Annotated in this window: 13 protein-coding genes; 2 read left to right on the top strand and 11 right to left on the bottom strand. The window is 62.6% G+C overall.

Annotated elements, in window-relative coordinates:
* Window positions 1–67: 67 nt before the first annotated feature.
* The 5 genes from EC845_RS17075 to EC845_RS17060 form a co-directional block, all read right to left on the bottom strand.
* Window positions 68–1,270, bottom strand: coding sequence for an MFS transporter (locus EC845_RS17075; protein WP_123299342.1), 1,203 nt, complete (start codon window positions 1,268–1,270; stop codon window positions 68–70).
* Window positions 1,271–1,374: 104 nt separating this feature from the next.
* Entirely contained in the window at window positions 1,375–2,280 is a 906-nt protein-coding gene (locus EC845_RS17070; protein ID WP_123299341.1) for a LysR family transcriptional regulator, read from the bottom strand.
* 199 nt (window positions 2,281–2,479) lie between these two features.
* Window positions 2,480–3,979: an ImmA/IrrE family metallo-endopeptidase gene (locus EC845_RS17065; protein ID WP_123299340.1), complete on the bottom strand. Its 1,500-nt coding sequence runs from the start codon at window positions 3,977–3,979 to the stop codon at window positions 2,480–2,482.
* Window positions 3,976–4,392, bottom strand: a complete 417-nt coding sequence (locus EC845_RS22185) for a hypothetical protein (RefSeq protein WP_148077327.1) — start codon at window positions 4,390–4,392, stop codon at window positions 3,976–3,978. The genes EC845_RS17065 and EC845_RS22185 overlap by 4 nt, the downstream gene beginning before the upstream one ends.
* 31 nt (window positions 4,393–4,423) lie before the next feature.
* A complete protein-coding gene (locus EC845_RS17060) occupies window positions 4,424–4,906 on the bottom strand; it encodes a hypothetical protein (protein WP_148077326.1) in 483 nt (160 codons plus the stop codon).
* Between the two features lie 556 nt (window positions 4,907–5,462).
* On the opposite strand from EC845_RS17060, the gene EC845_RS22405 reads away from it, so the two are divergent.
* The gene (locus EC845_RS22405) at window positions 5,463–5,612 is read left to right on the top strand and encodes a hypothetical protein (protein ID WP_158615715.1); all 150 of its coding nucleotides are present in this window, start codon (window positions 5,463–5,465) and stop codon (window positions 5,610–5,612) included.
* Complete coding sequence (locus EC845_RS17055; RefSeq protein ID WP_148077325.1) at window positions 5,609–6,085, top strand: hypothetical protein; 477 nt, start codon at window positions 5,609–5,611, stop codon at window positions 6,083–6,085. The genes EC845_RS22405 and EC845_RS17055 overlap by 4 nt, the downstream gene beginning before the upstream one ends.
* Window positions 6,086–6,439: 354 nt before the next feature.
* Here EC845_RS17055 and EC845_RS17050 read toward each other — a convergent pair whose 3' ends face one another.
* From EC845_RS17050 to EC845_RS17025, 6 genes are all read right to left on the bottom strand, one after another.
* Entirely contained in the window at window positions 6,440–7,699 is a 1,260-nt protein-coding gene (locus tag EC845_RS17050) for a putative Na+/H+ antiporter (RefSeq protein WP_123299337.1), read from the bottom strand.
* A 182-nt stretch (window positions 7,700–7,881) separates the two neighbouring features.
* Window positions 7,882–10,416 (bottom strand): TonB-dependent receptor, encoded by a 2,535-nt coding sequence (locus EC845_RS17045; RefSeq protein WP_233598133.1) that lies wholly within the window; start codon window positions 10,414–10,416, stop codon window positions 7,882–7,884.
* 105 nt (window positions 10,417–10,521) lie between these two features.
* On the bottom strand, window positions 10,522–11,463 hold the full coding sequence (locus EC845_RS17040) for a FecR domain-containing protein (protein WP_233598132.1): 942 nt from the start codon (window positions 11,461–11,463) through the stop codon (window positions 10,522–10,524).
* Window positions 11,464–11,556: 93 nt separating this feature from the next.
* Window positions 11,557–12,060: a sigma-70 family RNA polymerase sigma factor gene (locus EC845_RS17035; protein WP_123299334.1), complete on the bottom strand. Its 504-nt coding sequence runs from the start codon at window positions 12,058–12,060 to the stop codon at window positions 11,557–11,559.
* 85 nt (window positions 12,061–12,145) lie between these two features.
* Window positions 12,146–12,907: an SDR family oxidoreductase gene (locus EC845_RS17030; protein WP_123299333.1), complete on the bottom strand. Its 762-nt coding sequence runs from the start codon at window positions 12,905–12,907 to the stop codon at window positions 12,146–12,148.
* Between the two features lie 374 nt (window positions 12,908–13,281).
* Entirely contained in the window at window positions 13,282–13,602 is a 321-nt protein-coding gene (locus EC845_RS17025; protein ID WP_123299332.1) for a hypothetical protein, read from the bottom strand.
* Window positions 13,603–13,722: the final 120 nt, after the last annotated feature.

The following is a 13,722-nucleotide window of genomic DNA, read 5'->3' as shown; positions in this document are numbered from 1 at the left end:
ATCCCGACCTCGGCGATGCGTCGGCACGCGGGGGCCGCATCACCTGGCGAGATCTCCAGGGCTTCGATCACTGGCGCTTGTGCGCCCACACGCCGATGACCAAGGCCGCGACCGCAGAAGCCAACGCGACGGCCGCTCCGACCAGGCCCACGCTCTCGATTCCCCACCAGGGGATGCTGGCACCGCCCAGGGCCGCACCCATGGCGACGCCACCGTTCGCCGCGGAAACATTGATTGTCCCAGCGAGCGCCTGTGCATGCGGTGCCGACTTCATCACCCGAATCTGGCAGATCGGGTACAGCGCGGTATTGGCGATGCCCCAGACGCACAGAGCGATCGCCAGGGCGGCTTGCATCTGCGCAAGCAGTACCGTGGCGGTCATCCCGGCGGCGAGCAGCATGCTGAACAAGGCGGTCGTGGCCAACGGCTTGCGGTCCACCCCAAGGCCGCCCAGCCAATTGCCGATCAGGCCTACGGCACCGAAGCCCATCAGCCACCATCCGACCTGTGCGGAAGGGACGTTCGCCGCCTTTTCGAGCAGTTCGGCAAGGTAGGTGTAGCCCGTGAACATCGCGGTAAACACCGCCACCGACAGCAGCACGTTGGCGACGAACGTTGGATCACGGAGGATGCGGGCCTGCTCTGCCATGGCCACGCGCTTGCCGGCCTTCAGGGTCGGCATCGAGACGTGCAGCAGCAAGGCGATCGACAGCGACATGATGGCCAGTGCCCAGAACGCGCCCCGCCAGCCGATGGCATCGCCGGCAAGAGTGCCTAGCGGAATGCCCAGCAGCATGGCTGCCGAGATGCCCAGGTACACCATCGACACGGCTTTGCCGGCGCGCGCCGGACCGGCCATCTGGGCGGCCGTCTCGCTCGCCGTGCCCCAGAACACCGGCAGCGCCAGGGCAGGAACGATACGTGCCAGGCTCAGCACCCAGATGTTGGGCGCGACGGCTGCCAAGGCGTTCGAGGCCGCAAACAGCAAGACCACGGCAACGAACAGGCGCTTGCGCTCGATGTGCGCGAGCCAGGCCGTCAGCGGTGGACCGAAGACCATGACCACCACCGCAAACAGCGTGACCAGTTGCCCCGCCGTGGAGACCGACACGGCGAGATCTCGGGCCAGCGCAGGCAGCAGGCCGACCATGAGGAATTCGGTCGTGACGATGACAAACGCCGCGACTGCCAGGATGAGAATGGACGCCTGGCTGTTGGAGGTCGGGCTCGCAGCGTCGCTGGCAGGGGCCGGGGATGAAGACGAAGACATGGAAGAGCTTGCAGAAAATCGAAGACAAAGACGCAAGCTTATTGATTCCTCATGGTCTAGTGTTGGATGACTTTTCCTCTCAATATGGCCTGGGATTCCGCAATTCACACCTGTAGCGTGCCGGACAGGTGCTGGAGCAGCGCATCGACCTTGGGCAATTGCTGCCGGCTGCGCAGCCACAGCAGATACAGCGGCAGTCCCTCGACCGCATGGGCGGGGAGCACCTCCACGAGCTCGCCGCTGGCCAGACGGTCTTCGATGAGCCAAGTCGAGAGCTGAGCGATACCGAACCCGCTGACCACGGCCTCGACGTGGGCCTCTGCACTGCCGACTGCCATCCGCGCCAGGGGGTGGAAGTGTTCGACCGGGCCCGTGTTTCGGCGGATGAACCACGGACTGGCCGATCCGTCCGCGCGCTTGTAGACCACGGCATCCCGTGCGGGCAGTGCCTCCAATCCCACGATGGGGCCGGCGGACGCCAGATACGCGGGGGAACAACAGAAAACCCGACGTTCGTGGCCGATGAAGCGGTAGCCGATGGGCGTTGGCCAGGTGTCGCTGCCTCCAATGCGCACGGCCAGGTCGATGCCGTCTTCCACCAGATCCACAAAACGATCCGTGAACGAGATGTGCGGCTGCACGCCGGGGTACTTCTTCAGGAACTCAAGCAGCAGAGGCATCACCCGCATGCGGCCATACGTAGCCGGCAAGTCGATGCGCAGCTTGCCCACCGGGGCCGTGCCCTCGGCTTTCAGCGAATGCTCGGCCTCTTCGAGATCACCCAGCACCTGCTGGCAGGTGCGGTAAAAGGCCTGACCTGCATCGGTGAGGGAGAGGCGTCGCGTCGTCCTCTCGAATAGCCGGACACCCAGCCGTCCTTCAAGACGCGCCACCGCCTTGCCGACCGCCGAGTTGGTCAGGTTCAGCCGCTCGGAGGCCGCCGTGAAACTGCCGGCATCGACGACCGACACGAACACATCCAGACCCTTCAAGCGTTCAGAGGAATGCATAGACTGTGGAATTCAAGGCCATATTTGGGATGGATGGTATCCAAATTTGGAGCCTGATTCCTGAATATGAGCCAGTCGATGACAGGCGTCACTGCAGGTGAGCGGTCGAGCGAGTCTCAGGACCTTTCAATGGTCATCGCGCCGCGACTGATGTTTGCTTCAGGTCTCACTGTCGCGGGTCCCCGATTCAGTGTCTGACTCAATGGTATCGGTAGCCACTGATTGCTTGAAAATCGTCTTCCGAGATGAGGTCGAAGTTGCGCAAGTGCTCGAGTAGCGCACCTGTTCCAATGCCGAATGTTTCGGCAAGCTTATTGATCACTTTCCTGTCACGACTCGATACGGAATTCAAAGCCCGTTCCAAGGCGTGGGGTGTGGCCAGAAACATGGCGGCGAAGGCGTTGGCGCGCTTTTCAACGCGCCCCGATGTCCAAGGTCCGCTGATGTGTGAGAGACGCTTTGCACGCGAACGATCAAACAGGATATGGCAGAACTCGTGCGCAAGCGTAAAACGTCGGCCACGGGCGCTGTTGTTGAATTTGTGGCTCGTGTTGATCACGATCGTCGGCAAGAAATCTTCGCCGGCAATGGCAACGCCGCGAACGCTGTTGGTTTTTAGATCGATCTCTTGTATGGCGATGCCCAGTCGCTCGAGATGCTTCTCCACATCCACAAATGCGACATCCGTATCGATCTGGAGAGCTTCTCGTATCTGATAGGCCAGCTCGTAGCCGTGTGTGTAGGGCTGTAGATACTCGTAGATGGATGGCGAAGAAACAAGCTCTGCGAGCTCTTTGTCGTCCGTTCCTCGGTGCTGTTGCACGAGGACGTCGAATAGTTTTCGCACATCGCTCGTGCCGATGTCGACATTCAAGCCGCCGAACATCAGTACGGGCATGTCGAATTGAGTGACCACTGGAATGTCGGTCAACGCCTTGCCGTTGGGTATCCAATGACTCGAGCGAATCTTGTCCATCACCTCGTGACAGATATCGTCTGCCATGTAAGCAGCTTCGAGTTCGACGGATTGGGTCTGTTGGGTTGCCTCGAGCCGTTTGCGTAAGCTTTGTATCTGCGTGTGATCATCTCGTGTAACCGGTTGCGCAGACGTCGTCGCCCATTGCAGGAATTCCCAAAGCGGCTTTGCGACTTCTTCGACTGGGAAGAGTGCCACGCCCGGGTTGAGATTCAGCTCATGGCCTTCTGGAGAAAAGTCGGGCTGCTTGTCCAGCCAAGACACTTCGATGGTGTCCTCGACCCGGCGAATGACGATGGAGGGAAGCAAAGCGCTTGGATCGGCCGAGCGCAAAGCGTGCCTCATCCACCACGCACGGATATGCTTGTAGACCAGTCTGTCGCTGGGATATGCCGATGCCATGTATCGCTCGAGATCGGCTTCTACCGTGAAGGCTGCGGATTCTCCCGAATGCGTTTTCCAGGTATAGGCTTCTTCATGCATCAGCCATTTCCACTGGCTGAGCAGCCAAGCAACCACGGGTCCCAGGTACCATTGGATGCCCTCCTTTGACTCACCGTGAATGCGATGCTCGGTGAGGGTGACTCCGCCAACCTTTATGCAGAGTTCGCCCATCGACCACCCATGATCTTTGGGCAAACGATCCCTGGGCTCCTGATCTTGGACCCACCGAGCCGAAATCTCGAAGCGATCGGGATCGCCAAATGTCTGCATGCCAGTCATCGGGAGTCGCTATCTAGAGCCCATGTCATGTTGTTTTTTCCATGTTTTCGGTGCCTTTTGATATCACGGTTAGTGACGACACCTTCATCGAGCCAGCGATCAAGGAGGTCGGTGGGCACGCCTTCCCAAGGAATCGGATAACCATGCCAATAACCGTCGTTGGATGGTTTGGCCTCGAAAGCGATCCCTCTTGACGTTGCATAGCGGCGCTGTTCGCCGTCGGGGTGGGGTTGTGAGCTTTCAAAAATCCGGTGAGCTTCAGTCTGCAACCAGGCGTGGCTGAATGGATCGTTTTTAAGACCACCCATCGGCGTTGAGTGGGTCCACTCAGGGCATAGCGTTCCTTTGGCGCCGTGCGCTGGCCGGTTCTTGTGCTTCTCTGACCCGCGGTAGCGACTGGTGATGACGTTCATTGGGAAGTCGAGGATCCGGTGTGCAAGGATATCAAATCGAAGCTGCGTGGACAGCGGCCAGTTCAACCACACGCGCCAAATGACCTTGTTCGATGGCCTGACGCGGTGTACGGCCACCCAGAGCGCCCAATGGCGTCTCGAGGAAAGTGAGCAGTGCCCAGCCCTCGCGGGTGTCCAGAGCTTTGGAAAGCTGGGGGACGGCATCCCACATCGCCGGTTCGAACTGCCAACTGGGCAGCTTGAAACCACGCCGCATTTGGGTCAATCCGATGGCCCGCCCTTTGGCAATCCACGCGTTGATCGTCACCCGGGTTGTACCCACCAGATCGGCTGCGCCATCGGTGCTGAGCATGTCATTGGCTTCCAGGCGGTTCATCCGGGCCGCCAAGCTGCCGGCCATCATGGCCTTGGTCTGAGTCGCTGACACATAGGGCGACGGAAGAGCAACTGCACTTGGGGTGTTGGTTGAACGGTGACGAGTCGTCGGGGCCGATGGTGTCGAAAGAGTTTTCATGGGGGACCTCATCAGTGGCGCTTCAGGGCGCTTTGTGGCCGTTGACCTTGCTACCGAAGCAGGAGATGCGGGGCCGGTTCAATGTATGAGAAGGCTTGCGCCCGGTCAGGGACAGGGCCAACGGGCAAATGGCTGCGACGCTTTGCAACACCATCTGATCAGTTTGAACAGTTGGTTAAATTCGATTTATTCGTTAAGTTTGATTGTCTCGGAATAGCTGCTCAGAGACTACAGCCAGTTTCAGTCCCTCGGCGCAGTTTGGGCTCGGCCTAAGCAGACGTTGTCAGTCACCCCCGCACGTGCCACAATCACTTCAACCCGAAAGGGCCGGTGCGTAGAAACACCTCGTCAGTTAGCGGCCATACCGCCCCGTTAGAGCGGTTTTGTCACGCCCATGTTTTGTGAGGGTCCATGCTGGACTCTTCGCGATTACGGACGGGATGGGTCTGTCCGTAAGGCTGGCCGCACGTCTAACTGCGTGTTTCTAACATCCCGTCCACCCGTTGCGCGTAGAAACGTTGCGAGTGGTCTGCAGACTCAGTTAGGAGCCTCGACCATGATGACAGCCGTCGTCTTCAATGCCAGCCATCGCGCTGTGCCGGATCCGCCCAAACAGGGCGATCTCTTTTCCCCCAGCCGACTCATCCCCGCGTGCACCCGCGCCACGATGGTCGCCTGCGCTTTCCACCTGGGAGGCGCAGCATGACCCCTTCCACCCCACCTCAATCCACGGCGCCCGGCGTCCAGACGTTCTCTGACAACGATCTGTGTGGCTTGATCGAGGCCGATCTGAATCGCCTGACCGGTACGCTTTTTGTCATCGGCCACTTCTTCGAAGGCGCTGAAGAGGCTGAGTCGCTCGTCGCTCAAGAGCGCCTCATGTCGATGATTCAGCATGCGGCAAAAGTCGCCGATCGTGTGGTGACCTACTCGCAGCATGGCGCGAACCTCATACCCGGCACTGCGCAAACAGAGGTGATGCAGGCGGCTGGCATTCTGGCCAGTCTGGATGTCATGACGGCCACGGCGGATCGGCACAGCCATGCATCCGATGCCGTGATGAGCAGCACGATCGATGCGGCGCGTGACTGTGTCGATCGTGCCATTGCGCTGATGAGCCCGGACAGCGCGGAGGGCGTGCGTTATCGCGGCATGCTCGAGTTGGAAGCGCGGCACTAGGGGCCGCTGGCCTCGCGTCGGCAGAGTCCAGCGTCCGCAGGCGCTAGGCGCGTCCTTCGGCAGCCCGAAGTTCGTTTCTGGCCTTCAACGATTTGCACACCGTGCTCCAGATCGCCCAGGCCAGCCGCAGGGCGGCGATGCCGAGCAAGGATGCGCCGATCGACCGGTCGAAGAACACGCCTGGGTGCCACGCGAAAGCCATATCCCAAGATGCCGGGCAGGGCCACCATGTCGATGTCGAACTCGTTGTTGTTGACGCTGTACATGCCCCGTGTCGGGGAAGGTCGTCTCGGTTGAGTCATGGCAAAGCTGCGCCCGGCCGGTGCGCCGGCTTCTCACAAAAGTTGGGGAAAGCTAGAGCAGCAGGAGTGCGGCAGCCGCCATGGCGGTCGGGCCCAAGGCACCGAGGAACAGCGCGCCGACGCTGACGGTCTCGTCCTTGAAGCCGCGCTTGAGCAGGGCGACGCCTGCCGGATTGGGTGCGTTGGCGATGACGGTGAGGCCGCCGCCAGCGACGGCCCCTGCGACCAGCATGTACTTGGAGGCGTCCGAGATGCCGTCGATGAGTGAACCGAGGTAGGTGAGGGCCGCGTTGTCGGTGATGGCGGTCAGTCCCAATGCGCCGAAAAACAGCACCAGCGGTTCGAGTCCTTCGACGATGGGACGCAGCCACCACTGCTGCATGCCGCCCAGCACCACCAGGCCGGCCAGGAAAAAGCCCACCAGCAGGGCTTCCTTCAGAATCAGCGGGTTCTGGTACTTCTCGTAGGCCTGCGTGAAACCCAGGAACAACAGGAAGATGCCGATGAAGACCACCGGGTGATGGGCTGCCGCGATCACCGCAGCGAGCATCACGACATGCACGGCCACGACGGGCAGCGGCATCGAGCCGGAGGGCGCGCCGCCGGCCTCTGCTTGGCCCGACTTGGGCAGATGGTTGCGCAAGACGTAGGTCGCCGCCGTGGCGTTGACGATGACGGCCAGTGCCGCTTTCCAGCCGAACTGCGTCAGCATGAACCAGCTGTCCCAGCCCCAAGTGGACGCAACCATGAGCACGGGCGGCGCTGCATAGGCTGTCAGCGTGCCGCCGATCGACACGTTGACGAAAAGAACGCCCAGGGCGAAGTATTTGACCGCCTCGGGTACGGCGGGACGGAAGATCTGAAGCGCCAGCATGAGTGCCGCAATGGTCATCGCGGCAGGCTCCGTGATCAGCGAGCCCAGCAGGGGCACCACGGCCAGGCCCAGCCAGGCGCTGGCCAAAGGCGTCGGCACCGGCATCTTTCGGGCGATGGCGTTCAGAATGAAGCCGACGGTATGCAGGATCGGCTTGGAGGCGGCGATGACCATCACGACGAACACGAACAGCGGTTCGGTGTAGTTCCTGGATTCGACGTAGTCGAGCGCCTGCGTGCTGCCGCCGACAACGGCCAGGGTCGCGACCAGCACGATCGCCCAGAAGCCGAAGACGACCTCGACTTCACCCAGCAGGTGAAAGACGCCGGCATGGCGAGGGTAGCGATGGGAGAGCCGCTCGAACTGCTTGGCTGCAAACGTGTGCAACAGCGCGACGGCAAAAAGAATGGCGGCAAGGGAATCGAGCAATGAAATCATCGGTTGGACACGGAAGTACCGCGAGGCGCCCCTACCTTCGCGATTCCTGCCTCACACCGTGTGTCGACACCCTGCCGCGCAGTCTATGGGCTAAAACACCCAAAAACGTACGTAGAACTGCGTACAGGCAGCGCAAATGACTCGGTAATTACCCTGATGGTGCCTTCTCGGATCAACCGCCGTCAGAACTTGTAGCTCAGCGTCGCGCGATAGCTGCGGGGCGTGCCCCACATCACTTGTTCGTTGAAGTTCACCGAGGTGTAGTACCACTTGTCGAACAGGTTGTCGACGTTGAACTGCAGCGACAACTGCGGCGTGAACTGGTAACGTGCCATCAGGCTGCCCAGCACATAAGCGCCCTGGCGGTATTCGCCCAAACCGTTGGGATTGTCCGGGTGATACACGCCTGTGGGGTTGGTGGTCTTGGCTTGCCAGTTGGCGCCCCCGCCCACCGTCAGGCGGTGCCAGTCACCGGGCAGGCGGTAAGTGGTGAACACACGCAGTACCGTACGCGGCGAATCGGTGTTGTACGCGTCGCCGTCGGCGTCTTCGGCCTTGAAGTGCGTCGCGTTGAAGGCCAGGTTCCAGCCCGGGCTCAGTTCGCCGTTGATCTCGAACTCCACGCCTTTGCTGACCACGCCGCTGGCACCGACGTAAGCCTGCGTCGCCGAGCCGGGCACGAGCTGGCCGACATCGGCCGTGGCCACGTTGTCTTGTTTGATGCGGAATACGGCGGCCGATGCCTGCACACGGCCGTTGAGGAATTCACCCTTGATGCCGGCTTCCCAGTTGCTGCCCTCGACCGGGTCCAGAAAGTTGCCGTTGCGGTCCTGGTAGTTCTGGGGGTTGTAGATGCTGGTGTAGCTGCCGTAGAGCGAGTAGCTGTTGCCCAGGTCGTAGACCAGGCCCGCATAGGGCGTGATTTTGCTTTGCTCGAAATCGTACGGGCTGCGGCCCGCGTAGCCGGCACCGCTGCGATGCCACCGATTGAAGCGGCCGCCGACGATGAGCTTGAGCGGGTCTGCCAACGACAGCCGCAGCGCGCCGTAGGCACCTGTTTGCCGCCGGTCGTAGGTTCCGGATTTCACGGCAGTGCCCCAGGTCGCCGGCTCGGGGTAGTCGGCCCAGTCGAACAGGCTGATCGCCGGCACTGCATCGGTTGCACCGATGCGGTCGAAATCCATCTTCTGGCGCGAGTAGCTGAATCCGAAAGCCGCCTCGTGCGACCGGTCGAAAGCGTCGAACGAGCCGGTGCTGCGCACATCCAGACTGCGCTGATCGCGCTGACCGGGGAAATCGACGCGCGAGGGGTTGCTGCTCATCAATCCCGTTGCAGCGTCTGGAAAGCCCCATGGGAAAAGCCGTGTGTTGCTGCCGACCTCCTGCCGGCTGTACATGGCCAGTGCCGTGGTCTTCCAGCCATTGCGCCACTCGTGCGTCAGTTCGGCAAACGCATTGGTGCTGTCGGTTTCCTCGCTCGACCAGCGTGGCCAGATCGAGAACGAACGGCCCAGGCTGCGCCAGTCGATGGCCGTGCCGTCGCTGTACACCAGCGGGAATCCGCCATAGGTCACGCCCTTGGCACGGCCACGCTGGTGGCTCACGCCCACATCCAGCTGAGTGGCGGGCGTGAGGTCGACCGCAACCGTGCCATAGAGCGTGCGGCGTTCGCGGCTGTAGTTGTCGATGTACGACTGCTTGTCTTCCTCGGCGACCACGAGGCGGCCCCGGATGCGGCCGTCCTGCGTGAGCGGTGCCGACAGGTCTGCCGAAGCGCGGTAGTTGTCCCACGAGCCGGCGCTGGCCGTGAGCTCGCCGGTGAAGACCTTGCTGTCCGCGCGTTTGCGCACCAGGTTGATCGCCGCCGAAGGATCGCCGGCACCCGTGAGCAGGCCGGTGGCGCCGCGCACGATCTCGACGCGGTCGTAGATGATCGAATCGACCTCGGATTCGCCGGCGCCGTATTGCGTGGCGTATTGCGTGGGCACGCCGTCGTACTGCAGGTGGTCGATGCTGAAGCCGCGCGAGTAGAAGGTGAAGCGCTCGCTGTCGAGCTGCGTGACCGTGATGCCGGGCGCGTTGTGGAGGATTTCCTGAACCGACTGCACCGCCTGGTCATCGAGCTGCTGTCGCGTGATGACACTGACCGACTGCGGTGTTTCTTTCAACGTCAGGCCCAGCGGCGTGGCGGTGTTGCCGGGGCCTCGGGTCGCGTAGCTGCCGGTTCCTTCCGTCGTTCCGCTGCGCGGTGCCTGGGCCGTGACCGTCACGGCGGGCAGGGTCGAGGAGCCGGCAGCGGGCGTGCTCGCCGGGGGGGCCGCCCGCAGCGTGAATCCGCCGCCTGCAGCCGGCACAGCCATCAGTCCGGTGCCTCTCAGGGCCTGGGCCAATGCGTCTTCCACGCCGTAACTGCCGCGTGCACCCGGGCTGCGCCGTCCTTCGGTCAGGCCCGAGCCAAAGGTGATGAGCACGCCCGAATCCCGGCCCAGGCGGTTCAACACGCTCTCCAGAGGGCCAGCCGGAATGTCGAATGCCTGCACCCCGTTGCTTGCAGCCTGTGCCCTGGTGTGCTGCGGCAGCGTGACGCCGCCCACCGCCACCATGCCCACGCACAAGGCGTGCAGGGCCAATGCAAGAGGCGTCCGCTGCCGCAAGCGGCTTGGACTGTCAGGGCGATGGTGTGGATGGCCGGCGCGCTGCCCGGTGCTCTGCTGCATGGAAATCCCCTCGATGGACTTGTTGCTCTGTGAAGCGGAATGGGCGCAAAAACTGCGCCTCATCCTCCTTGACAACAAGGCCGGCCAAATCGGCTCAACTATTTTTCAGGACGAGTTGCGGGCAGGCCGCACGTCGATCCAGAAGCGGGTGAAGCGGTGCACCTCGATGGGCAGCGCCGACGTGAGCGAGGTGAGGATGCGGTCGGTGTCCGCCAAGGGGTAGGCGCCCGATACCGAAAGATGGGCGATGGCCGGATCGCACCCCAGCCGGCCGCGCCGATAGAGGGCAAGCTCGGCCAGGAAGTCGTCCAGCCGCATGTGAGACACCACCAGCATGCCTTCGGCCCATGCGGCATCGCCGTCTTTCAACGGGGGGCTGGCGCTGGCTTGCAGGGGCGTGAAACTGGCCGATTCACCCGCTTGCAGCAGACGGGCGGCCTGCGGGGCATCCGCCGGCAGCAGCTCGACAGCGCCTTGCAGCACAGCCACCTCGACGTCCTTGTCTCGCTGGCGCACGGTGAAGCGTGTGCCGACGGCCCGGGCCAGACCCGCTTCGGTCTGCACAAAAAAGGGCCTGCCCATGCGGTCTGGCGCTGTCTGCACCAGGATTTCTCCGTGCAGCAACTGCACCACGCGCCGCCGGTCATCGAAGCGCAGGTTGATGGCGCTGGCGGTGTTGAGGGTCATGGAGCCGCCATCGGGCAGTTGCACGGTGCGGATTTCGCCGGTAGCCGACGCGACATCGGCCATGGCAACCTGCCAAGGGTTCGACTGCCGCACCAGGGCCGCACCGCCGCCTGCGACGACCAGCGCGGTCAGCAGTTGCACCGTGCGGCGACGTTGTTTCGAAGCCGGCCCTGCAACCAAGGCCGCGCGCGCAACCGGCAGGGGAATCTGGGCCAACTGGCTGCGCATGGATTCGATGCGCTGCCATGCCGCTTCGTGTTGGGGATCGGCTTTCCGCCAGGCTTCCAACGCGGCCAGTTGCGCGGCTCCGGGGTTCTTCGACTGCAGCGCCATCCACCATTGCACGGCTTGCTGGGCCACAGCAGGGGTCACCGCAGACGGCCCGGCGGCTTTCCCGGAACGTGAGGCAGCCGAGTCGTCGACCGGGATCGGAGAAACCACGGGCAGCGCTTCTTATTCGGGAAAGAAACAGCGCATCGCCGCCTTGGCCAGATGCCGCTTGACGGTCGAGACGGAAATGCTGAGCTCTGCCGCGATCTCGGCATGCGACAGCCCTTCGAGCTGGGCCAGCAGAAAAGCCTGCTTGGCCGCCGCAGGAAGACCGTCGAGGCGGCGGTCGATCTCGACCAGTGTCTCGAGCACCATCAGTCTGACTTCGGGGGGCGGAGCCGCCGGCTCGGGCAAATGGGCCAGCGCTTCAAGATATGCCTGTTCGATCGCGCGCCGTCGCACCTGGTTGACCAGCAGGTTGCGTGCAATCGTCGTCAGGTAGGCGCGCGGTTCGGCGATGCGCCCGACATCGTCGGCCACCAGCAGGCGCAAAAAGGTGCTTTGCGCCAAGTCGGCCGCATCGAACGCATTGCCCACCTTCTTGCGCAGCCAGCTTTGAAGCCACTGGTGGTGGTCGACATACAAAGAAGCGACTTCGCTGTGGAGAACGGTTGGAGCAGAAGACATGATGGCGCGCTGGATGCGGATGCAGTCGGGTGTAAATAAGGATAATTCTTGTTTATTGTACCCAGTACCCGACCGGCGATCCCCCCTACTTGCCGCCGGTCACATCCAGAAAAGTACCGGTGATGAACGAGGCCTCGGCGCTGGCCAGCCACAAGATGGCTCGGGCGACTTCTTCGGGCTGGCCGCCGCGGCCCATGGGAACGGTGTCCTTGACTCGGTTCACGCGATCCGGCTCGCCGCCGCTGGCGTGCATCTCGGTGTAGATATGGCCCGGGCGGATGCAGTTGACGCGTATGCCTTCGCGTGCGACTTCTTTGGCAAAGCCCGTGGTGAAGGTCTCGACGGCCCCTTTCGAGGCGGCGTAGTCCACGTATTCATTGGGACTGCCGAGGCGCGCCGATGCCGACGAGATGTTGATGACCGAGCCGCCACGGCCGTTGTACCGGGTGGACATGCGTTTGACCGCCTGCTGCGCGCAAAGAATCGGACCGATCGAGTTGACCGCAAACACGCGGCGCACGCGCTCGAAGTCAAGGTCTTCAAGGCGCGATTGACGGGCCAGCATGGCAGCGTTGTTGACCAGCACATCGAGCCGGCCGAACGCCTTGTCGATCGCTGCGAACAACGCGGCGACCTGCGCGGGGTCGGCATTGTCGGCACGCACGGGCAGGGCGCGGCGCCCCAGGGCCTCGACATCCGACGCCACGGATCGGGCCGCGCTTTCGTTGGCGACAAAGCTGATGGCCACGTCGTAACCCTGCGCCGCCGCCAGCCGGGCCGTCGCGGCACCCACGCCGCGGCTACCGCCCGTGATGAGGATGACGGGTGCTTGTGATTCGTCTGTCATTCGATCGGTCTTTCTGGAGGGCGCGGCGACGATGCGTCGGCAGGTTGTCCATCTCGACGGCAAGAGCCACGGACATCGGTCGGCTCGGCTCGGCTTGTCGGGTCACGCACGGCAACGGCCATGCGCCGATAAAAATTATCGGCCGAGTCGGCGAACCGCGTTCTCGACACCGCCTTTTGCCGAGGAGCGATCGGGGTCACTCGAGTTCAGAGGCTGATCTGTCTTGCATCCTTGAACCACGCGGCCAGAAAATCGATCATCGCGCGCAACGCGCCGCTCATCTGTCTGCGCGATGCAAAGACGCCATACACCCCGCCCGCGAGCAACAAGGCCTCCGCAGGGGAGGCCTTTCGATGACTTCGGCAGGTCTGAACTCAGTTCACCGCAACGGAGGGTGATCGGGCAGGAATGCCATACAGAGGCGATGCCTGCCAGACGCCCGAGGCGCGTTCGTACTTCTTGTCGATCGCCGTGCGGGCCGCCGCCTTGGCCTCGCTCAGGGCCGCGTCCCAACTGGCCCAGGGGCCGTTGAGTGTGGCCAGGATCTCGAGAGGACCCTCGTTATGGGTCGGAACCCGATACGCGACGATGCCGATGGGCTTTTCACTGCCGTTCAGCCACTCTCCGGTGATGACGACCTGTTCCCGGTTGTAGCGATAGCAGAAAGGCTGATGCAGCTCAGGCGACGAGATCATGAATACTCCTGTGATGACGAAGACCAAAATGGGCCTATAGATTGCCCACGACTGCGTTCAGGGGATGTCGGTTTCAGTCCTCGATCAAGGGTCGGACGAATCCGACAAGCGCCCGGTTGG

Origin of the sequence: Comamonas sp. BIGb0124 (assembly GCF_003752175.1) — a bacterium.
GTDB lineage: Bacteria > Pseudomonadota > Gammaproteobacteria > Burkholderiales > Burkholderiaceae_C > Comamonas_F.
Note: the sequence above shows the minus strand (reverse complement) of the source record. Positions and strands in the feature narration are given on the sequence as shown.

Excerpts from the sequence above, each read along its gene's own strand:
- EC845_RS17060 (WP_148077326.1), bottom strand. The coding sequence starts at position 4,906 with ATGAAAACTCTTTCGACACCATCGGCCCCGACGACTCGTCACCGTTCA.
- EC845_RS22405 (WP_158615715.1), top strand. The coding sequence starts at position 5,463 with ATGATGACAGCCGTCGTCTTCAATGCCAGCCATCGCGCTGTGCCGGAT.
- EC845_RS17030 (WP_123299333.1), bottom strand. The coding sequence starts at position 12,907 with ATGACAGACGAATCACAAGCACCCGTCATCCTCATCACGGGCGGTAGC.
- EC845_RS17035 (WP_123299334.1), bottom strand. The coding sequence starts at position 12,060 with ATGTCTTCTGCTCCAACCGTTCTCCACAGCGAAGTCGCTTCTTTGTAT.
- EC845_RS17075 (WP_123299342.1), bottom strand. The coding sequence starts at position 1,270 with ATGTCTTCGTCTTCATCCCCGGCCCCTGCCAGCGACGCTGCGAGCCCG.
- EC845_RS17065 (WP_123299340.1), bottom strand. The coding sequence starts at position 3,979 with ATGACTGGCATGCAGACATTTGGCGATCCCGATCGCTTCGAGATTTCG.
- EC845_RS17070 (WP_123299341.1), bottom strand. The coding sequence starts at position 2,280 with ATGCATTCCTCTGAACGCTTGAAGGGTCTGGATGTGTTCGTGTCGGTC.
- EC845_RS17025 (WP_123299332.1), bottom strand. The coding sequence starts at position 13,602 with ATGATCTCGTCGCCTGAGCTGCATCAGCCTTTCTGCTATCGCTACAAC.
- EC845_RS17055 (WP_148077325.1), top strand. The coding sequence starts at position 5,609 with ATGACCCCTTCCACCCCACCTCAATCCACGGCGCCCGGCGTCCAGACG.
- EC845_RS17050 (WP_123299337.1), bottom strand. The coding sequence starts at position 7,699 with ATGATTTCATTGCTCGATTCCCTTGCCGCCATTCTTTTTGCCGTCGCG.
- EC845_RS17045 (WP_233598133.1), bottom strand. The coding sequence starts at position 10,416 with ATGCAGCAGAGCACCGGGCAGCGCGCCGGCCATCCACACCATCGCCCT.
- EC845_RS22185 (WP_148077327.1), bottom strand. The coding sequence starts at position 4,392 with ATGAACGTCATCACCAGTCGCTACCGCGGGTCAGAGAAGCACAAGAAC.